The organism is Rubrivirga sp. (genome assembly GCF_965213695.1).
Lineage (GTDB): Bacteria > Bacteroidota > Rhodothermia > Rhodothermales > Rubricoccaceae > Rubrivirga.
Genome location: NZ_OZ243912.1, coordinates 3,176,239 through 3,200,898, shown reverse-complemented (window position 1 = coordinate 3,200,898; position 24,660 = coordinate 3,176,239). Strand labels below are relative to the sequence as shown.

At 74.8% G+C, this 24,660-nt stretch carries 19 protein-coding genes; 6 read left to right on the top strand and 13 right to left on the bottom strand.

Annotated elements, in window-relative coordinates; all coding sequences use genetic code 11:
* The first annotated feature begins 32 nt into the window (after positions 1–32).
* Together ACOOHE_RS14150 and ACOOHE_RS14145 are read left to right on the top strand one after the other, a co-directional pair.
* On the top strand, positions 33–3,401 hold the full coding sequence (locus tag ACOOHE_RS14150; protein WP_420454736.1) for an ATP-binding protein: 3,369 nt from the start codon (positions 33–35) through the stop codon (positions 3,399–3,401).
* 498 nt (positions 3,402–3,899) lie between these two features.
* Entirely contained in the window at positions 3,900–5,135 is a 1,236-nt protein-coding gene (locus ACOOHE_RS14145; protein ID WP_420454735.1) for a patatin-like phospholipase family protein, read from the top strand.
* 219 nt (positions 5,136–5,354) lie between these two features.
* Here the strand turns inward: ACOOHE_RS14145 and ACOOHE_RS14140 are convergent, their stop codons facing one another.
* The 5 genes from ACOOHE_RS14140 to ACOOHE_RS14120 all read right to left on the bottom strand — a co-directional run bounded on the left by ACOOHE_RS14140 (position 5,355) and on the right by ACOOHE_RS14120 (position 9,388).
* Positions 5,355–5,909, bottom strand: a complete 555-nt coding sequence (locus ACOOHE_RS14140; RefSeq protein ID WP_420454734.1) for a hypothetical protein — start codon at positions 5,907–5,909, stop codon at positions 5,355–5,357.
* A gap of 59 nt (positions 5,910–5,968) precedes the next feature.
* A complete protein-coding gene (locus tag ACOOHE_RS14135) occupies positions 5,969–7,045 on the bottom strand; it encodes a threonine aldolase family protein (RefSeq protein WP_420454733.1) in 1,077 nt (358 codons plus the stop codon).
* Between the two features lie 127 nt (positions 7,046–7,172).
* Positions 7,173–7,877, bottom strand: a complete 705-nt coding sequence (gene mtgA, locus ACOOHE_RS14130) for a monofunctional biosynthetic peptidoglycan transglycosylase (RefSeq protein ID WP_420454732.1) — start codon at positions 7,875–7,877, stop codon at positions 7,173–7,175.
* A gap of 1 nt (position 7,878) precedes the next feature.
* Complete coding sequence (gene greA, locus ACOOHE_RS14125) at positions 7,879–8,352, bottom strand: transcription elongation factor GreA (protein ID WP_420454731.1); 474 nt, start codon at positions 8,350–8,352, stop codon at positions 7,879–7,881.
* Positions 8,353–8,674: 322 nt separating this feature from the next.
* Positions 8,675–9,388, bottom strand: coding sequence for a C40 family peptidase (locus ACOOHE_RS14120; RefSeq protein ID WP_420454730.1), 714 nt, complete (start codon positions 9,386–9,388; stop codon positions 8,675–8,677).
* A gap of 164 nt (positions 9,389–9,552) precedes the next feature.
* Here ACOOHE_RS14120 and ACOOHE_RS14115 point away from each other — a divergent pair, with 164 nt between their 5' ends.
* The 3 genes from ACOOHE_RS14115 (at position 9,553) to ACOOHE_RS14105 (ending at position 12,617) form a co-directional block, all read left to right on the top strand.
* Positions 9,553–9,852: a hypothetical protein gene (locus ACOOHE_RS14115; protein WP_420454729.1), complete on the top strand. Its 300-nt coding sequence runs from the start codon at positions 9,553–9,555 to the stop codon at positions 9,850–9,852.
* Between the two features lie 52 nt (positions 9,853–9,904).
* Positions 9,905–10,420, top strand: a complete 516-nt coding sequence (locus ACOOHE_RS14110) for a BrxA/BrxB family bacilliredoxin (RefSeq protein WP_420454728.1) — start codon at positions 9,905–9,907, stop codon at positions 10,418–10,420.
* A 142-nt stretch (positions 10,421–10,562) separates the two neighbouring features.
* Positions 10,563–12,617: a cation:proton antiporter gene (locus ACOOHE_RS14105; RefSeq protein ID WP_420454727.1), complete on the top strand. Its 2,055-nt coding sequence runs from the start codon at positions 10,563–10,565 to the stop codon at positions 12,615–12,617.
* On the opposite strand, the gene ACOOHE_RS14100 is transcribed toward ACOOHE_RS14105, so the two are convergent.
* The 8 genes from ACOOHE_RS14100 to ACOOHE_RS14065 all read right to left on the bottom strand — a co-directional run bounded on the left by ACOOHE_RS14100 (position 12,611) and on the right by ACOOHE_RS14065 (position 23,174).
* The gene (locus tag ACOOHE_RS14100) at positions 12,611–13,081 is read right to left on the bottom strand and encodes a hypothetical protein (RefSeq protein ID WP_420454726.1); all 471 of its coding nucleotides are present in this window, start codon (positions 13,079–13,081) and stop codon (positions 12,611–12,613) included. The genes ACOOHE_RS14105 and ACOOHE_RS14100 overlap by 7 nt on opposite strands.
* 31 nt (positions 13,082–13,112) lie before the next feature.
* A complete protein-coding gene (locus ACOOHE_RS14095) occupies positions 13,113–14,321 on the bottom strand; it encodes a dipeptidase (protein ID WP_420454725.1) in 1,209 nt (402 codons plus the stop codon).
* 7 nt (positions 14,322–14,328) lie between these two features.
* Positions 14,329–15,876, bottom strand: coding sequence for a M64 family metallopeptidase (locus ACOOHE_RS14090; protein WP_420457629.1), 1,548 nt, complete (start codon positions 15,874–15,876; stop codon positions 14,329–14,331).
* An 11-nt stretch (positions 15,877–15,887) separates the two neighbouring features.
* A complete protein-coding gene (locus ACOOHE_RS14085) occupies positions 15,888–16,334 on the bottom strand; it encodes a hypothetical protein (RefSeq protein ID WP_420454724.1) in 447 nt (148 codons plus the stop codon).
* A gap of 412 nt (positions 16,335–16,746) precedes the next feature.
* The gene (locus tag ACOOHE_RS14080; RefSeq protein ID WP_420454723.1) at positions 16,747–19,461 is read right to left on the bottom strand and encodes a DUF5916 domain-containing protein; all 2,715 of its coding nucleotides are present in this window, start codon (positions 19,459–19,461) and stop codon (positions 16,747–16,749) included.
* Positions 19,462–19,804: 343 nt separating this feature from the next.
* On the bottom strand, positions 19,805–20,614 hold the full coding sequence (locus ACOOHE_RS14075) for a hypothetical protein (protein WP_420454722.1): 810 nt from the start codon (positions 20,612–20,614) through the stop codon (positions 19,805–19,807).
* 110 nt (positions 20,615–20,724) lie between these two features.
* On the bottom strand, positions 20,725–22,797 hold the full coding sequence (locus ACOOHE_RS14070) for a M56 family metallopeptidase (protein WP_420454721.1): 2,073 nt from the start codon (positions 22,795–22,797) through the stop codon (positions 20,725–20,727).
* Positions 22,794–23,174, bottom strand: a complete 381-nt coding sequence (locus tag ACOOHE_RS14065) for a BlaI/MecI/CopY family transcriptional regulator (protein WP_420454720.1) — start codon at positions 23,172–23,174, stop codon at positions 22,794–22,796. The genes ACOOHE_RS14070 and ACOOHE_RS14065 overlap by 4 nt, the downstream gene beginning before the upstream one ends.
* 205 nt (positions 23,175–23,379) lie before the next feature.
* Here ACOOHE_RS14065 and ACOOHE_RS14060 point away from each other — a divergent pair, with 205 nt between their 5' ends.
* Positions 23,380–24,642 carry a vitamin K epoxide reductase family protein gene (locus tag ACOOHE_RS14060; RefSeq protein ID WP_420454719.1) on the top strand — a complete coding sequence of 421 codons (1,263 nt, stop codon included), beginning with the start codon at positions 23,380–23,382 and terminating at the stop codon, positions 24,640–24,642.
* Positions 24,643–24,660 lie beyond the last annotated feature (18 nt).

Here is a 24,660-nt window from a genome sequence, read left to right as displayed (position 1 = left end):
TGCGGGAGCGCGCCCCGATCCCACCCCGGCGCATGTCACTCCCCCCCCGGATCCTGTTCGCCGCTGAGCCCTCGGCGGCCGTCGAGGCGCTGAGCGTCCTCCGTGCGGCCGGCCCGGTCCACGCCCAGCTCGCGCCCTCGGCCGACGTCCTGCGCGCGACGCTCGCCGACGGCGCCGCGTGGGACGCCGTCGTGTTCATCCCCGGCGGGTCGGTCGAGGAGGTCGAGGTCGCCGTGTTCGTCCCGGACGCGCTCGCGCTGTTCGTCGTCGGGGAGGAGGTCCCGCTCTTGCTGAGCGAGACGGCCGCCGTCGCCCTCCCGCTCGACGCGCTGGCGACGGTGCCCGGCCTCCTCCGCGACGCGCCTCGGCCCCCCACGGGACTGGCCGGCGCCGAGCCCGTCGCGAGCCCGGAGGTCCGTTGTGCCGAGCAGGCTCTGAGCGGCCGCCCCGAGCCGGACGCCGAGGACCGAGGCGACGGCCCCGCCGCCCGCCAGCACCGGGCCACCGCGGCCTTCGTCGCCTCCGCAGCCGCCACCGACGACCCCGCCACGATCCACTGCGCCGCGGTCGGCGCGCTCCTGGGCGCGTCGGAGGCCGAGTGGGCGTGCCTCCTCCTCGGCGACGGCGAGCCTGCGGCGACGGCCGGCGACGTGCCGTCGCTCGACGGCGCGGAGCTCTGGGCCACCTCGCTGGAGGCCGCGCCCTCGGCCATCCCCGACACGGAACGGGCGACCTCCGACCTGGCGGCCCACCTCGCGGCTCACGGCGTGGGGGCCTACGCCTCCGTCCCGATTCGGGGCGCGGGCGGGACGCTGGGCGCGCTCGTGTGGGGCTTCTCCGCCCCCCGCGCCATCGACCTCCGTGCGGCCGAAGCGCTCGCGTGGCACGTCGGCGGCCACCTCGACCGCGCGACGACGCTGCGGACGCTCCGCGACACGCAGGCCGGCCTCGACGCCGTCACCGCCTCCGCTCCGCACGTTCTCTACCGCCTCCGCTACACGCCCGCCGGGCCCGTCTACGAGTCCCTGAGCCCCGCGATCGAAGCCCTCACGGGCCTGACTCGCGCCGAGATCGAGTCCCGGGGCGGCCTGGACGCCCTGGTCGAGTCGCGCGACGTGATCGAGGGCGACGGGATGGCCGAGGGGCCCGTGGAGGGGGCCGAGACCTATCGCGCGCTCGACCGCATGGTGACGACCGCCGGCCTGCGCTGGGTCGAGAACTCGGCCCAAGCGTGGCAGGACTCGGCCGGCCGCGCCGTGGGCCTGGTCGGCGTGCTCCGCGACGTGACCGAGCAGAAGGCACGGGAGGACCGGCTGGCCGCCGTCGCCGAGGGCGCGCTGGTCCGTCACCGGGCGCTCCTGGACCTCGCTCACCTCGACGGCCCCGATGCGTTCGGCGGGCCTGCCGCCGCCGTCGTCGCCGCGACGCTCGGGGCCGCCGGCGTGTCGCTCTGGCTCTGCGAGCCGGGCCGCCCCTGCGACCCCCTGTACGCTCCGCCCCAGGCCGATCCGTCGGTCGCGTTCGACGGCCGGTTCGAGGCCGTCTTCGACCACGTGTCCCAGCACCGGGCCCTGGCCGTGGCCGACGTCGTCACGGACGGCCGCGTCGACGGGCTCGGGCTCGGCCCGTTCGTCCGAGCGTTCGGCGTGCGGGCCCTGCTGGTCGCCCCGATCCGTCGGCGGGGGCGGGTGGCCGGCCTGGTCGCCGTCCACTGGGCCGACGGGCCCCACGACTGGGACGCCGCCGAGACCGAGTTCGCCGCCGCCGTGGCCGACGCCGTGGCGCTCGCGCTCGAACGGGAGGACCGCGAGCGGGTCGTTGCCGAGCTCGTCGACGCGCGCGAGGCCGCCGAGGCCGGCCGGGCCGCGGCCGAGCGGATGAACCGGCTCCAGAGCGCGTTCCTCGCCAACATGAGCCACGAGGTCCGGACGCCGCTCACGGGGATCCTCGGCTTCGCCGACCTCCTGGCCGACGAGGTGGCGCCGGGCCCGCAGAGCGACTTCGTCCGGACGATCGAGCGGAACGGGTACCGCCTGCTCGACACGTTCAACGCCGTCCTCGACCTGTCGCGGCTCGAAGCCGGCGAGTACGCCGCCGACCGGCGCCCGGTCGAGCTCGGGCCCGAGGTCACGCGCGTCGCCGAGCGGTTCCGGGAGGACGCCGCGGCCCGGGGCCTCCGCTTCGACGTCGTCGTCGAGCCCGGCGTCTCGGCCCAGGTCGACGTCGGCGCGCTCGATCAGATCGTGGGCCACGTGGTCGGCAACGCCGTCAAGTTCACCCACGACGGCGGCGTCCGGGTCACGCTCGGCGCGACGGCCGACGAGGCCTTCCTGCGCGTGGCCGACACGGGCCTGGGCATCTCGGAGGCCTTCCTGCCCGAGGCCCTGGACGCCTTCCGCCAGGAGGAGACGGGCGACGCCCGGAGCTACGAGGGCGCGGGCCTGGGCCTCACGATCACCCGCCAGCTCGTGCGGCTGCTCGACGGCCGGATCGCCATCGCGTCGGAGCGGCCGGGGGGGACGGTGGTCACGGTCACGCTCCCCCGCGTGGGGTCGGCCGCGCGCCCCGGTCCCGCCGCCGTCCCCACGACGGGCGACGGGCTCCCGGCCGCCGTCGACCTCCGCCCGACGGAACGGCCCGCCCCCGCCGCCGATCCGGGGGACTTGCTCGGCGCCCCGTTCGACTTCACCTTTCTCGACGACGTGCCCGTCGAGGCCGCCCTCCCTCCGACCCTCGAGACCCCGCTGCCCGCCCCGACCGACATGTTCGACTTCCGCTTTGGCCGCTCGCCGGCCTCCGACCCCGCGCCGCCGCCGGCCTCCGCGCCGCCGCCGGTGGCACCCCCGCGCCCGCCCGCGCCGCGCCCCGTCGCGCCCGACCCCACGGCTCGCGTGGCCGCGCCCCCGGTCGCGCCCGCCGCGGCCCCCCGGCCGGCCGTCGAGCCCGCCATGGTGGTCCGCCCGACGCCGCCGCCTCGCCCGACGACTCCGGAGGCGGCTCCGCTCGAGGAGGCCGACGTCGTGGTCGGCGCCGGCCGGCCGTCGGTCCTGGTGGTCGAGGACAACGACGACACGCGGATGCTCTTGGAGCGCATCCTGCGCTCGGCCTACGACGTGACCGCCGTCGGCGACGCCCGGTCGGCGCTGCTGGCCATGAACCAGCGCCGGTTCACGGCGCTCGTGCTCGACATCAACCTGGGCGGCAAGGAGACCGGGGCCGACGTGCTCCGGATCGCCCGGTCGCTCCCGGACTACGGCGGCGTGTTCGCGATCGCGCTCACGGCCTACGCGCTCCCCGGCGACCGCGAGCGGCTCCTCGAGTCCGGGTTCAGCGCCTACATCTCGAAGCCGTTCACGCGCCAGTCGCTGATGGAGACGCTCGGGGCCGGGGTCGAGGGCTAGGGGCCAGGGCGAGCGCGCGCTACGGATCTCCGGCCCGGACCCCCGTCCGAGTGCCCACCACTCCGCTCAGCGGGCGCGCGGACGGTCCCCCGTCAAGGGCAGGGTCGCTACGTTCTAATCGGGCCCACAACTCGAGCACGTAACAACAAGAGTCATCCCCGCGCAGGCGGGGACCCATGCGGCGCCCAGCCAACGAGCAGGACCATATGGGTTGGCTGGCGCCTTCGCTTCGCGGTCCCGCCTGCGCGGGGATGACTCGTTGTATTTGAGGAGCCGGAGAAAGACCGTAGCAGCCCTGCCCTTCGAGGGGGACACCGCGTAGCGTCGGCGCAGCCAGCGTTCCGAGCCTGGGAGCCCTTCGGCTCCGCTCAAGGCAGGCTCCGCGACCGGCCGGAAAGCGGGGGGGCCGGGGCTCGTATGCGGTCGCCCTGGGCGAGCGGCGGACCCGGGCGTCCTCCGGCCCTCGGTCGCGGTATCCTTGGGGCGTCCCCCCGCGCCGTGTTCGACCGCTTCGCCCGCCTCCTCGACGGCCTCCGCCCCGACGAGCCCGGCCCACCACCCGGCAGGGGAGGGGGGACGGCCTTGGCGCTGACCGGCGGCGGGGCCCGGGCGGCGTACCAGGCCGGCGTGTTGCGAGGGCTCGCCCGGATCGCGCCCGGCTTCCGCCCGGACATCCTGACGGGCGTCTCGGCCGGCGCGCTTAACGGGGCGTTCCTGGCGGCCTCCGCGCACGAGCCGTTCCCCGTCGCCGTCGAGCGGTTGGTCGACGTCTGGCGCGACCTCCGGGCCGACCACGTCTACCGGCTCGACCGGCCGACGGTCCCGCAGGCGCTGGCCCGGTTCGTCCGCCGGCCGGCCGAGGTCTCGCCGCCGGCCGAGGGCGGGTTCCTCGACACGACGCCGCTCCGGGACTTCGTGGTGGGCCACCTCGGGCCGGTCGGCCAGCCGATGGAGGCCGTGGCCCGGGCTGTGCGCGAGGGCCGCCTCGGCGCGTTCGCCATCACCACGACGTCGTACACGTCGGGCCAGTCGGTGACGTGGGTCCAGGGCGAGCCGGCGCGCATGCGCCGGGTCGAGCCGTGGGACCGCCCGATGCGCCGGGCCGTCCGGACGCCGCTCCGGCCCGAGCACGTCCTGGCCTCGGCCGCGCTCCCGTTCTTCTTCCCGGCCGTCGCCATCGACGACGCCGAGCTCGGCCACGGGTGGTACGGCGACGGCGGCATCCGGCTGACGGCCCCGCTCTCGCCGGCGCTCCACCTCGGCGCCGACAAGATCCTGGTCGTCAACACGCGGTACGGCCAGAGCCGGGCCGAGGCCGACGCGCCCAAGGTCCAGGCGTACCCCCCGCCGACGCGCGTGCTCGGCGTGCTGATGAACGCCGTGTTCTTGGACGTCCTCGACCGCGACGCCGAGACGCTCCACCGGATCAACGCGCTCGTGGCCTCGGCGCCGCCGGGGACGTGGAACGGGTTCCGACCCGTCGACCTGCTCGTGCTCCGGCCGTCGGTGGACCTGGCCACGCTCGCGGCCGGCTTCGCGCCGCCGCTGCCGCCGTCGATGCGGCTCGTGATGGGCGGCCTGTCGTCGGGCGACGGCCAGAGCCCGGACTGGCTCTCGATGCTCGGGTTCGACCCGGCCTACGTCGAGGCCCTCCTCGCCGTCGGCGAGGCCGACGCCGAACGCCAGGCGGACGAGCTGGTGGCCTTCCTCGAGGCGTCGCCGGCAGCAGGCTAGGCGAGGAAGAGTGGGGAGGGACCCGCTGCGCGGGGAGAGCGCGGCTGTCGCCGCAGAGAGCACGGAGAGACCCGCTCTGCGGGGAGAGCGACGAGGGCAGGGCTCGTTCATGCTTGCCGCCAGCCCCGACCGCCGGCACCTTCCGCGCTCTCCGCGCTCTCCGCGCTCTCCGCGCTCTCCGCGCTCTCCGCGCTCTCCGCGCTCTCCGCGCTCTCCGCCCTACGCGGCCGTGCCGACCGACTCGCACAGCGTCGGGAACAGCTCGACGAGGTCGAGGTCGGCGAGCGGAGTCCCGCCCACGGAGACCGTCCGGCCGTGGGCCTCGGCGTACTCGACGGCCCGGTGGGCCAGGACGGTGAACGACGGCATGGCCGCGGCGACCGTCAGCCGGACCCCCCGCCCGCTCTCGTCGCGGCCCGTCACCGTCAGCCCGGCCGCCGACACGTCGACGCGGTCGACGCCGGACCACGCCAGCGTCCGCCGTCGGCCGGCGGCGTCGTGGCCGACGAACCGGCCGACGCACAGCTCGATCCGCCACAGGCGCCGGTACTCCCGGGCGAGCCGGACCATGACGGCCCCGGCGCCGAGGCTCAGGAGCGCGCCGCAGAGCAGAGCGACGGCCGCCGGGTCCAACCGGGGCGAGAGCGTCGCCAGGGGCGCGAGCGAGACCAGGGCCCCGCTCACGAGCGCGAACGCGACGACGTTGCGGCGTGTGCGTTGCCGGGCCTCTTCGAGGACCCGGTCGTCGTCGAACACCTGAGACCACGTGGACATGAGGGCGAGAAACCGTGACGGCGTGTAGCCCCCGTGAAGTTACGGGTTCCTCAGATCGCTCATGTCGGGGAAACCCCTGGTGTTACGTCGCTTTTGTTAGCCACGTGTGCGCGGTCCTGATATCGTTCCGAGAGCGCCGCGACGGCCCGGTCCAGCCCGGCGTCGTCGACGTCGCGGTGGAGCGTCGCGCGGACGGCGTGTGGGCCGAACGGGACCGTCCGCACGCCCGCGGCCTCGAGCCCGGCGACGGCCTCCGCCGCCGGCTCGGGCGTCTCGAACAGGACGATGTTGGTGTCAGGCGGGCGGACGAGCGCGAGCCCGGCCTGCTCCACGGCGTCGGCGAGCCGGCGGGCGCGGGCGTGGTCGGCCCGGACGAGGGCGTGGCCGTCGCGCTCGAAGTCGTCGAGGGCCACGAGCGCGGCGGCGGCCAGCACGCCGGACTGGCGCATCCCGCCGCCCAACAGCTTCCGCGCCCGCCGCGCGTGGCGGATGGTCTCCGCGCTGCCCGCCAGCACGGACCCGACCGGGGCGCCCAGCCCCTTCGACAGGCACACCGTCACCGTGTCGAATGGGGCCGCCAGCCCGGCCGGCGTCTCGCCCAAGGCCACGGCCGCGTTCCACAGCCGCGCGCCGTCGAGGTGGAGGGCCAGCCCGTGCGCCCGGGCCGCCTCGGCGACCGGCGCGACGGCGGCGCTCGGCACGGCCACGCCGCCGGCCTTGTTGACCGTGTTCTCCACGCACACCAGCCGCGTCCGCGCCTCCCAGTCATTCGCGCCCTGCACCACGCCCGCGACGTCAGCCGCCGTGAGCACGCCCGAGGCGTCGCCGACGGGGCGGAGTTGGACGCCCCACAGGGCCGCCGGCGCGCCGGCCTCGTAGTGGTAGAGGTGGCTCCGCTCGGCCACCACGACCTCGTCGCCGGGCCGCGTGTGGACCCGGAGCGCGATCTGGTTGCCCATCACGCCCGACGGCACGAACAGCCCGGCCTCCTTCCCCAAAAGCTCGGCCACCCGCTCTTCGAGCCGCCGGACCGTCGGGTCCTCGCCGAACACGTCGTCGCCGACCTCCGCCTCGGCCATCGCCTGGCGCATCGCGGCCGTCGGCCGGGTCACGGTGTCGGAGCGGAGGTCGACCATCGGGCGATTGAGCGATTGGGTGATTGACGATTGGGGAGGTCGGACGTAGCGCTGGCGGCGGGGACGAGCGAGGGGCTACGACGTGGCCAATCTCCAATCGCCCGGTCACAACTCTCCCAATCCACCGTCACCATCCCGACTGGCGCATCCGGGTCAGGATCCGGTCGGCGGTCCGACCCATGTCCTGGGGGCGGCGGTCGAGCGGGGCGGGGAGGCAGGCGACGAGCCGGGCGGCCTGCTCGCGGGTCAGCGCGTCGGCCGTGGTCCCGTAGTGGTGGCGCGCGGCGGCGTCGATGCCGAACACGCCCGGGCCCCACTCGGCCACGTCGAGGTAGAGCGTCAAGATCCGGTCCTTCGACAGGATCAACTCGGCGAGCACCGTCAGCGGGACCTCGAGCGCCTTGCGGACGACCGAGCGGTGGGTCGTCAGGAACAGGTTCTTGACCAGCTGCTGGGTGATCGTCGAGGCCCCGCGCATGGGGCGCCCGGTCCGCTCGGCCGTCTCGCGCGCGATGCGGAGCTCCTCGAAGTCGAACCCGTTGTGGGTGTAGAACCGGCCGTCCTCGCTGGCGACGGCCGCGTGGCGGACGTCGGGGTCCTGGCCGGCCTCGGGGACCGGGTGGTACTGGAGGTCGTACGGCGCCTGGGCCACGGCGGCCTCGAGGACGCGCTGGAGCTGGACCGTCGTCGCCGGGGGCTCGACGACCCGGTACGCCAGCAGCAACAGCGCGCACGCCAGCAGGTAGCCCACGACGACGGCCGCCAGCGTCCGGCCGAGCGCCCAGACCCAGCTCAGCGGCCGGCGCTTCGCGGTCGCCGGTCGGCGGGCCACGCTAGCGGGTGATGTCGAGGATCTCCAGCTGGACCGTCCCCGCGGGGACCTTCACCGCGACCACGTCGCCGACCTCCTTGGCCAGGAGCGCCTTGCCGATCGGGCTCTCGACCGAGATCCGGTTCTGCTTGAGGTCGGCCTCCTGGGGCGAGACGAGCGTGTAGGTCGCCTCGCGCTTGGCCGTCTTGTTCATCACCCGGACGTTGGACAGGATCCGGGCCTTCGACGCATCCACCTCGTCCTCGTTGACCACGCGGGCGCTGGCGATGGTCGTCTCCATCTTGGCGATGCGGGCCTCGAGGTGGCCTTGGGCCTCCTTGGCCGCGTCGTACTCGGCGTTCTCCGACAGGTCGCCCTGGGCGCGGGCCTCGGCGATCTCCTCGGAGATCTTCTGGCGCTCGACGGTCCGGGCGTGGTGGAGGTCGTCCTTGAGCTTCTGGAGCCCTTCTTCGGTGAGGTAGACGGTGGAGCTCATGGCAGGGGATGAGGTCCGGACGGGGCCGGCAGGGACCGGGAAAAAAACCGCACCCCGGCGCGGAGGCCGGGATGCGGAGAGGTCGCGCAAGATACGCTCGGCGCCGCCCGAATGCGCAGGGCGGCGCGGCGGGCTCAGGGGGAGCGCGTTCTCCCCAGACCATCGCTCCGCACCCTCACCTTGTCATTCTGAACGAACGTGAAGGGTCTCAGCGCGGAGTCCAGGTCATCGGAGGCCGTGCCGATGGCTCGGTGCATCGTGCTGAGACCCCTCCGGCTTCGCTCAGGACGACACGTCGGAGAAGGCGCCGCCGGGCGGCGGGCTAGCCGCGGCTGCCCTCGCCCTGGCGGAAGCGCGGCGTCGGCATCCGGCCGGACGGCTCGCTCAGGATCCGCCGCGACATCCAGTAGTGGCGGTCCCAGTAGCTCGACGACAGGTTCGAGACCGTCACGCCCTCGCTCGACGAGGCGTGGATAAAGTCGCCCCCGGAGAGGTACACGCCGACGTGGCGGACGCCGCGGCGGCGGAAGAAGACGAGGTCGCCGGCCTGGAGCTCGTCCCGCTCGATCGGGAGGCCCTCGTAGCGCTGCGACGCCGTCGTCCGGGGCAGCTCGATGCCGAGGTTCTGGCCGACGTACTGGCGGACGAACGCCGAGCAGTCGATCCCACGGCGCGTCGTGCCGCCCCAGCGGTAGGGGATCCCGAGCCAGTTCGGGGCGTCGTCGCGGAGCGAGCGGTCGAGCCGCGCGATCCGGAGCGTGTTCGACTCGGCCGTCATCGGCCGCATCTCGGGCCGCGACGAGACCGGGGCCACGGGGACCTCGATGGTGTCGCGGCGCGCCTGGCGGCGGGGCGTGGGGCGGGTGCGGCGGGTGACCGGGCGGCGGCGGGGAGCGGTCGTGTCCAGGGCGTCGGGCGACGGCGCTGTGGAGACGGTCGGGGTCCCGGTGCCGGTCTGGGCGTCGACGGGCGAGGCGACGCCGGCCAGCGCAGCGACGGCGGCGATGGCGGCCGCGCGGCGGAGAGACCTGAGCATGGGCAAAAAATTGGGGGTGGTGGAACCGCGTCGAATCTACTCCGAATCCGGAGGGCCGGGGGAAACCGCCGGGAGCGGGTTCTGTAAATGCCGGACTAGGTCCAGATGAACACGGGCCTTAGATCTATCGACCCGACGCGCTCCGACTTAAGAGCCCGCTGCCCATGACGCCTGCTGCTTTCGACCGCGCGCTCCTGGCCGGCCTCGCCTTCGGCGCGGGGCTCGGTGCGGGCCTCCTCCTGGCGCCGGCGCCGGGCGACGCCACGCGCCGCCGGCTCGCCCGCTCGGCTCGGGGCGCCGCCGACGTGGCCCGGGACCGGACGGCTGGCCTCGCCGAGCCGCTCGCCGACGCCGCCCGCGACCGCGCCCGGCGCCTGTCCGAGCGGCACCTCCCCCTCGCGGGCGACCTCGACGTGATCGACGCCCGCGACGTCTTGGCCGACCTCCACGCCGGCCGGTCGTAAGCTGACACGCGGCGCGCTCGTCTGCGCCCGCCCCCTTCCTCCCCCGATCCTCATGCCGTACCCCGAACCGCTCGTCGCCCCCATGCGCGCCGAACTCACCCGCCTGGGCGTCCGCGAGCTCCGCACCGCCGCCGACGTCGACGCCCTCGTCGACGAGGCCCAGAGCGGGACCACGCTCGCCATCGTCAACTCGGTCTGCGGGTGCGCCGCGGCGAACGCCCGCCCGGCCGTCGCCCTCGTCCAGAGCGTCGAGCCCCAGCCCGACCGGATGGTGACCGTGTTCGCCGGCCAGGACACCGAGGCGACGGCCCGGCTCCGCGAGGTCCTCGCCGGCATCCAGCCGTCGAGCCCGTCCATGTTCCTGCTCAAGGACGGCGACCCCGTCGTCGCCATCGAGCGCCGCCACATCGAGGGCCGCTCGGCCAGCGCCATCGCGGCCGACCTTCGGCAGGCCTTCGAGACGTTCTGCGGCGACGACGCGGCCGAGACGCCCGACGAGCCGCTCCGCCCGGACGGCGCCGCGGCCCCGTCCCCGGGCCTCCCGGCGACCTTCCGCTCGATCCTCTAGGTGAGACGGTTCCCGAGGCGGCGCCAGGCCGCGGCCTCGACCCCGTCCGTCTGCCCGGCCTCTCCGCCCCCTCGGCCCGTCGCGGTCGCGGGGGCGGACACCGTTCGCGGGGGCGGGCCGCTCCCGGAGACGGGCTAGCGGCGTGCTCGGCCTCCCCCTCCACGAGCCCGTCGCCGTGTTCACGGTGGTCCTGCTCGTGCTGCTGGCGGCCCCCCTCGTGGGGCGGCGCGGCGTGCCGTCGGCGGTCGTGCTGCTGGGGGCCGGCGTCGTGCTGGGGCCCCACCTGCTCGGCGTCCTCGACCGCGACCCGACGATGGTCCTGCTCGGGACCGTCGGGCTGCTGTACATCATGTTCCTGGCGGGGCTCGAGGTGGACCTCCACGAGCTCGAGGAGGGGAAGGCGCGGAGCCTCGGGTTCGGCGCGGCCACGTTCGTGCTGCCCCAGCTCGTCGGGGCCGTGGTCGGGCGGTGGGCGTTCGGGATGGGGTGGCCGGCGGCCGTCCTGCTCGGCAGCGTGTTCGCCAGCCACACGCTGCTGGCGTACCCCGCCGCCGCCCGGCTCGGCCTGCAGAAAGAGCGGGCGACGACGACGGCCGTCGGCGCGACGATCCTGACGGACACGCTCGCGCTGCTCGTGCTGGCCGTCGTCGCGACGGGCGCGCGCGAGGGGACCGGGCTCGATCTCGGCGTGCTCGTCCGCGTGGGCGGGGCGCTCGTCGTCGTCGGCGCGGTCGTGCTGTGGGGGCTGCCCCGGCTGGGCGCGTGGTTCTTCCGGACGGCGGCGCCGGACGCGACCGTCGAGTTCGTGTTCGTGCTCGCGGCCGTGTTCGTGTGCGCCCTCGGCGTCGAAGCCCTCGGGGTCGAGCCCATCATCGGCGCGTTCCTGGCCGGGCTCGCGCTGAACCGGCTCGTCCCCGAGGGCGGCCCGCTGATGAACCGGATCGGCTTTTTCGGCAACGCCCTGTTCGTCCCCTTCTTCCTGCTCTCGACCGGGATGCTGGTCGACCTCAGCGCGTTCGCGGGCGGCCCCGACGCGGCGCGCGCCTGGACCGTCGCGCTCGCCATGACGGCGACGCTCCTCGTGACGAAGGGGCTCGCGGCCGGGCTCACGCGGCCCGCCTTCGGGTTCACCGCCGACGAGGCCCGGCTCGCGTTCGGGCTCACGGTGCCGCAGGCGGCGGCCACACTGGCGGCCGTCCTGATCGGCGTCGAGGTCGGCCTGTTCGACGGGGCCGTTCTCAACGGGACGATCGCGATGGTGTTCGTGACGTGCGTCGTCGGGCCGGTCGTGGTGGAGCGGGCCGGGCGGCGGCTGGCGGCGCGCGCCGAGGCCGGGGCGCCGGCGGCGCGGGGGCCGCGCGTGCTCGTGTCGGTCGCCAACCCCGCGACCGTCGGGCCGTTGGTGGACCTGGGGCTGCTGGCGCGCGGCGGCGGGCCGCTGGCGGCCGTCACGGTCGTGGCCCCGGGGCCCGGCGCCGGCGACGGCGTGGCCCAGGCCGAGCGGCTGCTCGGGGAGGCGGCCGAGCACGCCGCCGGCGCCGAGGTGCCGGTGTTGCCGCTCGTCCGCGTCGAGTCGAACGTGGCGCGGGCGCTGGCGCGGGCGGCGGCCGAGACCCGGTCGGCCTTGGTGGTGATGGGGTGGGACGGGAGCGCCGCCGCCGCGCGGGCGCTCTTCGGCGGGATCGCCGACCGCGTCCTGGCCGAGACGACGGCGGCGGTCCTGATCGCGCGCGAGACGCGGCCGACGGCGACCGTCCGCCGGCTCCTGGTGGCCGTGCCGCCGGGCGCGGACCAGGAGCCCGGGTTCGCGGCGGGCGCCCGGACGCTCGCCGCCCTCGCCGCCCGCGTCGGCGCCCAGGTGGTCGTGCTCACGCCCGAGGCCTCGCGCTCGACGGTGGGGCCGGCGTTCGCGCGGAAGACCCAGGCCCCCGAGGTCGTCGGGCTCGACCGCTGGCGCGACCTGGCCGACGCCGTCGACGCCCTCCGCCAGCCGGCCGACGCGCTCGCGCTGATCTCGGCGCGGCCGGGCGGGGACGGGTGGCGGGCCTCGCTCGACGGCCTCCCCCGGGTCCTCGCGGGCCGGTTCCCCGACCTCTCGCTGTTCGTCCTCTACCCCGGCCGGGTCCCCCAGGCGCCGGCCGCGTTCGTCGCCGACGGGGCGCCGCCGGTGCCCGCCGACGGACGGCCCGGCTACTGACGAATCTGGTCGCCCCGCACGACGCGGCGGACGCCCTCGCCCCGCACGTCGAGTCGGAGGTCGACGACGACCGCGGACGGCTGGCCCGCGTGCTGGCCCGGGACGAACGGGCTCGCGTGGACCGCCCGCCGTGCGGCGTCTCCCTTGGCCGGGCTCGCCGCGTCGACGGCGTCGCTGCACCGGACCACGCCCGCCGTGTCGACGACGGCGCGGACGACGGCCCAACGATCGGCCTCCGACGTCGCGCGGGCGAACCGCCCACCTTCGTTCGGAATCCGAACCCGGCGTTGCACGGCGTCGAGCCCGCCGACCGGCTCCGGAGGGACGTCCACGTTGGACGCGAGGCGGGCCGTCGCGCCGGCAAACTGCGCGTCGGCGCACGAGACGAGCGGTGTCGTGGCCGGGCCGGCCACCGATTGGCAGCCAGCAGCGGCCAGGACGAGGAGGACGGCGGACGAGCGCATCGGTCGGCAACGGGCGGAGCGGGCCCCGAACCTACTCCGTCGCCGCGGCCTCGACGGCGCGCCAGACGCGCATCACGTTCCCCCCGAGGATCTTGCGGACGTCGTCGTCGGAGTAGCCGCGCCGGAGCAACTCCTCGACCAAGTTCGGGTACGTCGAGACGTCCTCCAGCCCGACCGGCAGCGTCGGCCCGACGCCGTCGTAGTCGGAGCCGATCCCGACGTGGTCGACGCCGACCAACTCGACGACGTGGTCGATGTGGTCGGCGACGTCGGTGGTCTCGGCGAGCCGGAGCGGGTTCTCGGCGTAGAACGTCGTTTCGTAGGCCGCGGCCTCGGGCGAGCCGGCGTCGATCCCGCGCGCGTCGAGGTCGGCGGCGAGCCGGGCCCGGAGCGCGTCGCGGTCGTCCTGGACGCGCTTGAGGAGGAACGTCGAGCCGAAGTTGATCTGGATGACCCCGCCGTTCTCGGCCAGCCGCTCGATCATGGCGTCGCTCATGTTCCGCTCGAAGCCCGGCGTGAACGCCCGCGCCGACGAGTGGCTCGCGATGACGGGCACCGTAGTCACCTCCATCACGTCGTCGAAGGCGGCGTCGGAGACGTGGGAGACGTCGACCATGATGCCCAACCGGTTCATCTCGGCCACGACTTGGCGGCCGAAGTCGCTCAGGCCGCCGTGCGTGCCGGCGTCGTCGTAGGACGAGTCCGAGATCTCGTTGTCGCGGCTGTGCGTGAGCGTGACGTAGCGGACGCCGCGGTCGCGGAAGTGGCGCAAGCTGGCGAGGTCGCCCTCGACCGGGGCCCCGTTCTCCATGCCCAGCGCGAGCAGGACCCGCCGCGGGCTCCGCAGCCGGTCCACGTCGTCGACCGAACGGACGACGGCGAACCGGTCCGGCGCGCCGGCCGCGATCTCTTCGACCATGTCGATGAGCGAGTCGGCAAGGGCGCGCGCGCCGCCGGTCTCTTGGTACTCGGCCGGGATGTAGATCGACATGAACGCGACGTCGAGCCCGCCGGCGACGGCGCGCGGGTAGTCGAAGTCGCCGCTCTCGGTCGCCGCGCCGATGTCGGCCGGGCTCTCGCGCAACCGGTACGGCACGTCGATGTGGGTGTCGACGACGAGCGCGTCGTGGGTCAGGGCGTCGGCCCGGGCGGCGAGGTCCACGGCGGAGGAGGTCGGCGCGGTCGACGAGCAGCCGGCGAGGGACAAGGCGAGGACGGCGAGGGACAGGGCGAGGCGCATGGGGGCGTCAGCGGAGGAGGGTGAGCGCGCGCGTGGCGACGACGCCGGCGGCGTCCAGCCGGACCAGGTACACGCCCGCCGGCAGCGCGCCGGGCGCCCAGTCTACGCCGTGGGCGCCGGCCGCGCGCGGGCCGTCCGCCACGACGGCCACCTCGCGGCCGAGCACATCGACGACGCTCAGCCGGGCCCGCGCGGGCGCCGCGAGCCAGAACGAGAGCCGGGTCGACGCCCGGACGGGGTTCGGGCGGGGGACGCCGAGCCGAGTCACTCGCTCCGGGTCGCCCTCAGCGCCAGTCGCCGTTCCCCGAACGGTCCAGGCGTAGGTGTCCTCCATCAGCGCGCGGACCGACGGCTCGCGGACGGTCGTGGACGTGTCGAGCACACGCGCCGCGACGGTGCTGCCGTCGGCGTAGGCCGTCAGCGTCAGCGCCGGGCCGTCGGCCTCGACCGGGACGCCGTCGACGGTCCACTCGACGGCGAGGTCGGCCGGCGGCACGAGCGTCTCGACCCGGAACGTGAGCGGCCCGCCGTCGCCCTCGGCCTCGGGGCCGGCCGGCGAGACGGCGTCGAGCGGCGAGACCCGCCCGTAGATCGCGCCGACGTGGTGCTCGTGGCAGACGGCGCAGAACGGGCGCCCGAGCTCGCGCATCTCGCAGAACCGCTGGGGCCGGTACGCGCCCGTGTCCGAGTAGGCCGCGCCGAGGAACAGCCCGACGGCCCCGGTCTGCGCGCCGACGTCGGGCGTGGGCGTCGGGGTCGACGCCTCGATCCACTCGCTCCACGGGGCCAGCTCGCGGTTGGGGCTGACGGTCGTGTTGAGGCTGGTGAAGCCGGCCTCGGTCCCCCCGTACTCGTCGGCGAGCCTCCCGAACGAGTGGCCGATCTCGTGGAGCGCGAGGTCCGAGGCGAGCGGGTGCACCGACCCCACGGCGAACACCCCGCCGGACCCCCCGTACTCGGGGTCGTTGACGAGGACGAACACGATGTCGTAGTCGGGGACGGTCTGGACGAGCAGGGTCTGGACCCGGTCCTGGGCCCCGACGCAGATCAGCCGCTCGATGCCGCCGCAGTCGTAGTACGAGTCGAAGTACGTGTCGCGGAAGACGCCCCGGCTGGGGTGGTCCGAGCCGGTCTGCGCCGACGGCACGAACGCGCCGAACACGTTGAAGGCCGGCCGGTAGCGGTCGTACGGCGGCGTCGAGAGGAGGTCGTCGGCGACCGCCGTCGCTCGGGAGACGAACGTGGCCTCCTGCCCGGCCACGAACCCCTCGGCCACGATCACCAGGTTGATCCGCCGGTCGGTCGGACCGTTCGAGACGATCGGGGTGAGGACCGGCTGGGCCTGGGCGGCTCCGGCCGCCGCGAGCAGCAGCAGGGCCAGCCGTCTCAGAAACTGTTTGGGGAGGTCTCGGCGATGCTCGCGGGGTCCCCTCTCCCCCCGGGAGAGGGACAGGGTGGGGGGCCGGGAGCGTCTCGACGGGCTCCGGCCGTGGCCCCGACCGCCCTCCTCACCCTCTCCCCCCAAGGGGTGGAGAGGGCACCCGGTCTCGTTCACCAAACCGTCTCTCACAGCGACACCTCGACGCGGGCCATCGGAACGAGCCCAGCCTGGGACGGACGCGAGAACGCGAGCGTCTGGCGCTCGGCGACGACCGGGACCCGGACCGTGACCTCGGCGACGGCCACCCGCTCGACCCGGGTCGCCAGCGCCCCGCTCTCATCAACGTATTCGACCCGCCGCTCGAGCGGGTCCGCGACGGCGTCGGACCAGACGGCCGTCGCGGCGTCGCCGGCCATGACGTCCAGGCGGAGGTGGCCCGGCGGGACGGCTACCGGCCCGCCCCGGCGAGCCTTGAGCTGCCCCGCCACGGTCTCCGTCGAGACCACGCGCGCGCCCGACTCGGACAGCTCGACGCGGACGAACGCGATCCGGGAAGGGGCCTCGGCCGGCGCGGGCACGCCCAGCGTGCAGCCGATCAGCAAGCTCGCAGCGGAGAGAAGGACGACGTGCATAGCTCGGGCGGGGAGAGGCCACGAAGCTAGGCGAGACCCCCTCCCCGAAGGGCGCGAAAAAATGCCGGCCCCGACGGGGACACACTCCCGCCGGGGCCGGACGGCCGGGAGCCGCGAGGGCTCGCCGGGACTCATGCCCGTTCTCTGCTGTTTTGAAGTCATCCCCGCGCAGGCGGGGACCCATACGGGCTCGCTCGCTGATCCGGCCTCGCATGGATTGGCTGCGCCGACGCTTCGCGGTCCCGCACGCGCGGGAATGACTCGTCTTATTTGTAGAGTCGACAAAGAACTTAGCAGCCCTTCCCTTCAAGGGGGACAGCTCCCCGACCTGGGAGCCCTTCGGCTCCGCTCAGGACAGGCTCAGCGACCGGAAGGGGAGCGGGGGGTGGCCCGCGAGCAATTTGGCATCACTCTAGCCGAGCCAGTAGCTCAGCTTGAGAAGGAACACGTTCGTCGACTCGTCGCGGAAGAGGCCCGTCACGTCGCGGTCGAACTCGACGCGGCCGTCGGGCGAGAACCCGTTCCGCTGCTGCTGCCACACCAGGAAGAGCGCCGAGCCCGGCCGGTACTCCCACCGCAAGACGGCATTCCCCTGGAGCGAGCGGACGGTGAAGCTGGGGTTGGCGAACTCGACCGACCCGCCGTCGGCGCCGGTCACGCGGTACCTCGCCGGCTGCCCGGTCTCGGCGTCGACGTCGAGCCCCTCGACCGAGCCGAACCCGTCGCCGTAGACGGGCAGGTCGAGCTGGCCGGGCTCGGTGAGCTGGCGGAACGCCGTGTACCGGCCCCGCGCGACGAACGGGCGGACGTACGTCTGGAGCGACAACGTCGGCGTGAACGTCCAGTTGACGCGGGTCGCCAGCGCGAGCGACGTCTGGTCGATGACGCCGAACACGTAGCGCCGCCCGAACGTGGCGTCCAGGCCCGGCGCGTCGAACGCGCGGACGTACTGGCGCTCGCGGTGGGACCGGTCCAACTCCGGGCCGATCTCGACCGAGACCGACGACGACGGCCGGATCTCGGCGCCGACCTCGACGCCGTGGAACCAGCCGCCCAGCTCGTCCCGGCGGAGGCCGGTCCAGGCGAAGCCCGAGACCGCCTTCCGGTCGTCGGTCCAGGCGTTGAGGTTGATCTGGCCGCCGGCCGGGTCGGTCATGAGCGGGCCGCCGCGCGTGCCCCGGTCGTCGACCGTCCGCAGGCCGCCGTTGCCGTTGACGCCGAAGCCCCAGAAGTTCTTGAACGTCCCGTTCGCGTTGCCACCGACGAACGTGTTGGTCCGGTCGCCGTCGAAGTTCCAGCCGACCCCGGCGAACACGTTGCCGCCCCAGCGCTGGAAGAGGCCCTGCGGCTGGTTCTGGTTGTAGATCAGGACCGTCCCGCCGCCCACCTCGTCGGCCCGGCTCTGGAAGCCGAGCTCGTTCGAGTCGAACCCCGGCGTCGTCACGTTGCCGTGGAAGCCGGCGAGCCAGTGCTCGCCCGAGGTCTTGAGCACGTTGACCTCGCCGGTCAGGCCCGCCAGCGACGTCCGCGTCGAGTCGAGCGTGAGGTGGCCGGCGTCGGGGCGCTGGTAGACACGGGGGAACGCGCGCTGGAGCCGGACGATGGACGCGGCGCTGCCCGAGACCACGCTCCCCGCGACCTGCCCGCTCATCACCCAGTCGCCGAACGGGTGCTCGATGTCGAGGCCGGCGACCGTCGCCGTGCCCGGCAGCAAGTCCGCGATGGCCGGGTCCGACGTGCTCCGCACGACCGACGTCGCCAGCCCGCCGACGATCGTCCGCCCGAACGTCCCGCGCGTCCGGCCGACGGCGTAGTTGGTCGCCGGCTCGACGAGGGCCCGGTCGTCCACGCGGAGCACGCCGTCGCCGTCGATAGCCCGGAACCGGCCGTACTCGGACCCGGTGACGGCGTTGAGGACGCCGAACGAGAACCGCCCGGCCCGGCCGGAGAGCTTGGCCGCGCCCAGGATCGTGCTCTGCTGCGGCGCGTCGGTGTAGACCGTGAGCGGGGCCTCGTCGGTCCCGGACGCCTCGTCCGGCACGAACGAGCCGCGCTGGGGGCTCCGCCCGATCCGGCGGGTGTAGAGCAGGTCCGGCCGGTTGGTCGAGAAGTAGCGCCGGGGGTCCATCGAGAACACGTCCAGTCCCTCGACGAAGAACGGCCGCCGCTCCTGGAAGAACAGCTCGAACCCGCCCAGGTTGACCTGGGCAGGGTCCGCCTCGACCTGGCCGAAGTCCGGGTTGACCGTCGCCGTCAGCGTGACGTCGGACGTGATCCCGTACTTGACGTCGAGCCCCACGCGGGGGGCGACGTCGTTCTCGGCGAAGAACGGGTCGGCGGCGTCGCCCGGCGCCCGCGTCAGCGCCGACGCGACGTAGGGGACGACCTCGAGCTGGCGCTGGGCCCGGAGCCCGCGGAGCGACGTGAGCTCGCCGAACTGGCTCACGACCCCGTTCGTCTCGGGGTCGATGGGCGCCCAGAAGGTCTGCTCGTTGGTGCGGAAGTGCTTCCGGCTGAACTCGACGCCCCAGCGCTGGTCGCCCTCGGACGCCGCGAACCGGAGCTGGCTGAGCGGGATCCGGAACTCGGCCGTCCACCCGCCCTCGTCGCGGCTCACGGCCGCGTCCCAGATGGCGTCCCACGACTCGTCCTCGTTCACGTCGTCGAACAGGAGGGCGTCGAAGAGCACGCCGGACGCGCTGACCTGGAAGACGAACGCCGTCCGGTCGTCGTCGTACGAGTCGAAGGCGACCAAGGCCCAGTCGCTCTCGAACCCGCTGTCGCGGCGCCCGAGCTGGGTGTCGATCCGGTCGGGCTGGCGGTCGTGCATCCGCATCCCGACGTAGACCGCGCGGCCGTCGTAGAGCACGCGGGCCTCCGTCGTCTCGCTGGCCGGGGCCCCCGTGTTGGGGCGGAGCTGGATGAAGTCGGTGGCCACCTCGGCGTCGGCCCAGGCGGCTTCGTCGAGCCGGCCATCGAGCGCGATGTCGGCATCAAGCGAGTGGGCCGCCAGGCTCCGCGCGTCGGCGACCGTCGGGGCGTCGGGGACGGGTGCGGGCGCGGAGGACTGGGCGAGGGCCGGGGCGGCCAGGGTCGCGGCGGCGGCGAGGAGGAGAGAGAGGCGCATTTGGGAGAGGGGGCGTGCGCTCCCCAGACGGAGGAGCGGGCCGAGAGTTACTCGGCGTGCTAAAAAAGTAGCAGGACTAGGCCAAGTCGCGCCTGTCAAGCGCTTGCGCGGTGGGGCCCGGCGGATGGGACGGGGAGAAGTGGGGCGCCGTGTGGGAGGGAAGCCCCCTCCATAACTCACATTGCGTCTGAACGGGAAGAGGGTGGAGGACCGGAGACGGAGGACCGGGGACCGGCTTCCCTGACGAGTCTCAGGCGGTCTTCCGTCCCCGGTCCTCGGTCCTGATGGACCCGGAGACCAGAGACACAACTTGGGTTCCATAACCCCCACACTCCTCTCGGCGTCAGCCGCCCGTCCGGATCTGGACGGGGCCGTTGTGGGCGACGAGCGACAGCACGGGCCCGCCGCTCCCCAGCGTGGCGTCGAGGCGGTCGCCGGGCTGGTCCCGACGGCGCTCGCGGGCGCCCGTGCGGAGGTCGGGCGCCGAGATCCGGCCCTGGTGGGTCCGAGCCGAGAGCCGGGCGCCGTAGCCACCCGGGACGGTAAGCTGGATCGGCCCGTTCATGGCGCGGACGGTGAGCCCGGCGCCGCGCCACGTCGTCCCGCTGAGGGCGACCGAGACCGGCCCGTTCGTCGCGTCCACCTCGACGTCGCCGCCGACGGCCGCGAGCGCGACGGGCCCGTTCGTGACCTCGGCCCGGATCCGCCCCGCCATCCCCTCGATGCTCACGGGCCCGTTGAGCGCGGCCACGGTCAGCCGGGTCGAGCGGGGGGCGAAGACCTGGTAGCTCACCGAGGCGTTCGACCGCGCCTCCGACGGGGCGCTCGACCGGACCCGGCCGGCCGCCGTCGTCACGGTCGTGGCTCGGACCTGCCGGCGGGCGAGCGCCGCGTCGGCCGACACCGCCGTCACCCGGGCACGGACGAGCACGTCCGGCCGGTCCCACTCGCGGACCGAGACCTCGCCGTTGACGGCTCGGACGTCGAGGGCGTCGGTGCGGAGGAGGGTCTCGCGGACCTCGCAGACGACGGCCCGGTCGTCCGAAGCCCAAACCTCTTCGCACCACGGGTCGTCGGCCAAGACGCGGGCGGACTGGGCGTCGGCGGCCGTCGCGAGCAGGACGGCGGCGAGGGCGGGGGCAACGAGGCGCATGGGGAGCGTGGGGAGGGGCGACCGCGGCGGTCGGGCGTACGACACCGGTCCGGCGGGCTCCCGCGTGCGGGCGACCGTCGGGGACAAACGTGGGGAGGCCTGGCCGGCGGCTACCAGGAGATCCGAGACCGGCGGACGGCGGCCTGGCGCGCCCGGTCGACGGCGGTCCAATCGACCGAGGCCGCTGGCGGCGTGGCGCGGACGGGCGGCGTCGCCGGGGTGCGCTGGACGGTCGGGGTGCGAGGGGTGGTCGGTGTCCGCTGGACGCTCGGCGTCGTCGGCGTGGGACGGGGCGCCGGCTGGGGGGCGGCGCGGGACGACCGGCGCGAGGACCGACGCGCGTCGCGGGTCGCGCGCTCCGCCTCGCGGAGCGCCTCGCGGCGGTCGTCTGCGGCCTCGCGGAGGGCCTCCCGAGCGTCCTGGATCGCCTCGCGCTGGTCTTCGCGGATCTCCTCCCAATCGATGGCCTCCATCTCGCGGGCCTCGTCGATCGCCTCGCGCTGGACCTCGCGGATCTCCTCCCAGTCGATCTCGTCGAGCGCCGCCTGGGCCTCGTCGAGCGCTCGGTGCTGGACCCCGTACACCTCGTCCCAATCCACGGCGGCGATGGACACCCGAGCCGACTCCATGGCGAGGGCCTGGATCTCCTCCATGTCGATGCTCAAGAGAGCGGACTCGGCCGCCCGGAGCGCGTCGGCGCGGATCGCGGCGACCTCGCCGCCCTCGCGGTCGAGTTGCTCGATGGCGCGGCGGATGTCGCGGCTGGCCTCCTCGATCTCGGTCTCGGCGTCCGCCACGTCGTCGTCCCACCCGGCGTCGTCCGTCCACCCGGTGGCGACCGAGTCGGTGTCGGAGACGACGGCGTCGGGCTCGAACGCCGGCAGGGCGGTGGCGTCGACGGTGACGGCCATCGAGTGGGCGTCGGGGAGCGGCGGCGCGTCGGCCGTGCGGGCGACGGGCTGGAGCGCGGCCAACGGGACCAGCACGCCGGCCGCCAGCGCGACCGTCGCGGCCTGGGCGACGCGCCCGGTACGGCCCCGGCGCCGCTCGCCGTCCAGGATGGACTCGATCCGGCCCTCGATCGGGGCGCACCGCGCCATCGGCGCGACGGCCGCCAGCGCGACGTGCTCGCGGCGGAGCGACCGGGCCACGCCGACCAGGTGGGCCGCGTAGTCGGAGGGCCGGGCGCCGCCCCGGAGCACGGCGTCGTCGCAGGCCTGCTCCCGATCGTCGAGGAACCGGCCGTAGGCCCACCACGCCAGCGGGTTCGCCCAGTGGACGGCGAGCGCGAGCTGGGCGACGGCCTGCGTCCAGGCGTCGCGGCGGCGGAGGTGGGCCATCTCGTGGAGCAGCACGGCCTCGCGGCGCCCGTCGTCCCAGGCGTCGGCGCCGGCGGGCAGGACGACGGCCGGCCGGCCGTAGCCCCACGCGATGGGCACGTCGAGCGCGTCGGTGCGGAGCAGGCGGACGGGCCGGTCGAGCCCGCTCAGCCGGCGCGCTCGTTCGGCGAGCACGGACCACTCGTCGTCGGTCTCGGGCCGCGCCGCCGCGACGATCCGACGGGCCGCGAGCGTCGCGCCCAGCCAGCCGAGCGCGACGACGACGGCGCCGAGCGCCCACAGCCCCAGCAGCCACCGGCCCGCCGTCGACAGGCCCCGGCTCAGGGTGACGGCCGGGACGTCGGCCCAGGCCGAGCCGTTGTCTCCCCAGTGCCCCTCGGGGTCGAACGTGGCCATTTCCGTGTCGAACGCTTCCATCTCTCCGTCGAAGGCCTCCATCTCGGCATCGAACGCTTCCATGTCGGCGGCGTGTGCCTCGGCCTCGCGGTCGAACGTGGCCGCGTGCTCGTCGAGCGCGGCCATCGCCACCGGGCTCGCGCCGACGGCTGGTGGGGCGGGGGGCGCGGGCGGTGGGGGAGGCGGAGGCGCTGGCGGGGCGGGCGGCGCTGGGGGCGGGGGCGGCGGTGCCGGCGCGACGGGCGACGCGGGCGCCGACGGCAACACGCCGACGGACCAGCGCGGCCCGATCCCCTCCAAGACGGGCAGCAAGACCAGCGCGGCGAACGCCGCCGCCCACACGCCGTGACGGGCGGCGGCCGGCGCCCGGCGCAGGAGGCGGACGACGAGGGCCGCCGTCAGCAGGATGAGCGCGCCCTTGAGCGCGAGGGCGAGGACGAGCGTCATCGGCCCTGGGCGCGGGCGCGCCGGATAAGGTCGTCGAGGCGGTCGAGGTCGGCGTCGGAGAGGTCCGACGAGGCCTCGTCCAGGAGCGCGGCGACGGCCCGCGTCGGCGTGTCGTCGAAGAACGTCGTCATCAGGTGGCGGAGCGCCGAGCGGCCGGCGGCCTCGCGGCCCTGGACGGGGAGGTAGACGTAGCGCGGGCCGTCCTGCTCGTGGCGGACGTGGCCCTTCTCCTCCAAGATGCGGAGGTGGGTCCGGACGGCCGAGTCGCTGGGCGGGTCGGCGAGCGCCTCGCGGACGTCGGCGGCCGAGGCTCGGCCCAGGCGGTGGAGCACGTCGAGCACCTGGCGCTCGCGGCGGGAGAGGGAGGGGACGGCCATGGGTGCGTGCTAAAAACTTAGCGGAGTGTAGGGCGTCCGACGCGGAGTGTCAAGGGGTCTGTTGTTTTTTTAGCACCGCGCGAAGGCGGCCCCCGTCGCCGTTGACCGCCGACGCCGCGCGGGGTGTCGCCCGGGCGGCGGCCTCCGTACCTTTTCGGCGTCCCGGGCCGTCGGTTGCGCCCACCCCGTTTGCCCCTTTCGGATCATGGCCCTCCCCGCTCAGACCTCCCTCCTCCGCCGGCTCCTGGTCGGCGTGGCCCTGCTCGGCGTCGTCGTCGTGACGCACCTCGCGCTCCAGAAGGCGAACGGGTTCGCCGCCGGCTGCACCGGCCTGGGCGACGTCGACTTCTCCTCGGGCGCCGCCGTGACGGGCGAGGGCTCGGGCTGCGCGACGGTCACCGAGGGCGAGTACGCCGACTTCCTCGGGATCCCCAACATCACGCTCGGCCTGATCTTCTACGTCATCGTGGCCGGGCTCCGGCTGGCCTACGCCGGCGTGCGCGACGACCGGCTCCGGCTGGCCAGCTTCGGCGTCGTGACCGCGGGGCTCCTGTATACGGCCTACCTCGTGTACCTCCAGGCCGCCGTGATCGGCTCGTTCTGCGCGCTGTGCATGACGTCGGCCGCCATCGTCCTCACCCTCTTCGCCTTGCACGTGATCGAGCACCGCCGACTGACCACCGCCTCCGACCCCGCCCCCCGCCGCGCCGCGCCCGAGCCGGCCGGGTTCGCCGCGCTCCGCCCCTACGTCCCCGTCCTCGGCGGGTTCGCCGTGCTGCTCGCGGCCACGTTCGGGCTCGCGGCCCGGACCGACGGCGCCGCCCAGGCCGCCGACGCCGACACGTTGCTCCCGCCGCGCCGCATCGAGGACGTCACCGGCGCGTGCACCTACGACGCCGACTACCTCCCCATCGACGACATGACGCCGTTCACGCAGGGGCCGTCGCTCGGCGACCCGGGCGCGGCCGTCACCGTGGTCGAGGTCTTCGACCCGAACTGCCCGCACTGCCGCGAGCTCAGCGAGGTGCTGCACCCGTTCATCGAGGAGAACCCGGACGCGGCCCAGTACTTCTTCATGCCGCACCCGCTCCGCCAGGAGTCCATCGGCCAGGTGGTCGCGCTCAAGGTGGCCCAGCGCGAGGGGCGCTTTTTCGAGCTCATGGACGAGATGTTCCGGCGCCAGGACGCGACGTGGGGCATGACGATGCCGGAGCTGGTCGAGACCCTCGAGGCCGTCGGGATGGACGGGGCCGCGTTCGAGGCCATGCTCAAGGACGACGCCCAGCTCCAGGGCTTCCTCACCCAGATCCAGGCCGACGCCGAGGCGGTCACGGAGGCGTTCACGAGCCAGAGCGGCCGGATGTCGGTGCCCAAGCTGGCCATCAACGGCCGCGTCGTCGAGTCGACGTACGCCTCGTACAGCGAGCGCTGCCTGGCCGAGTTCGTGGCCGAGGCCCAGGCCCCGTAGTGCGGGCGCACGCCCTCT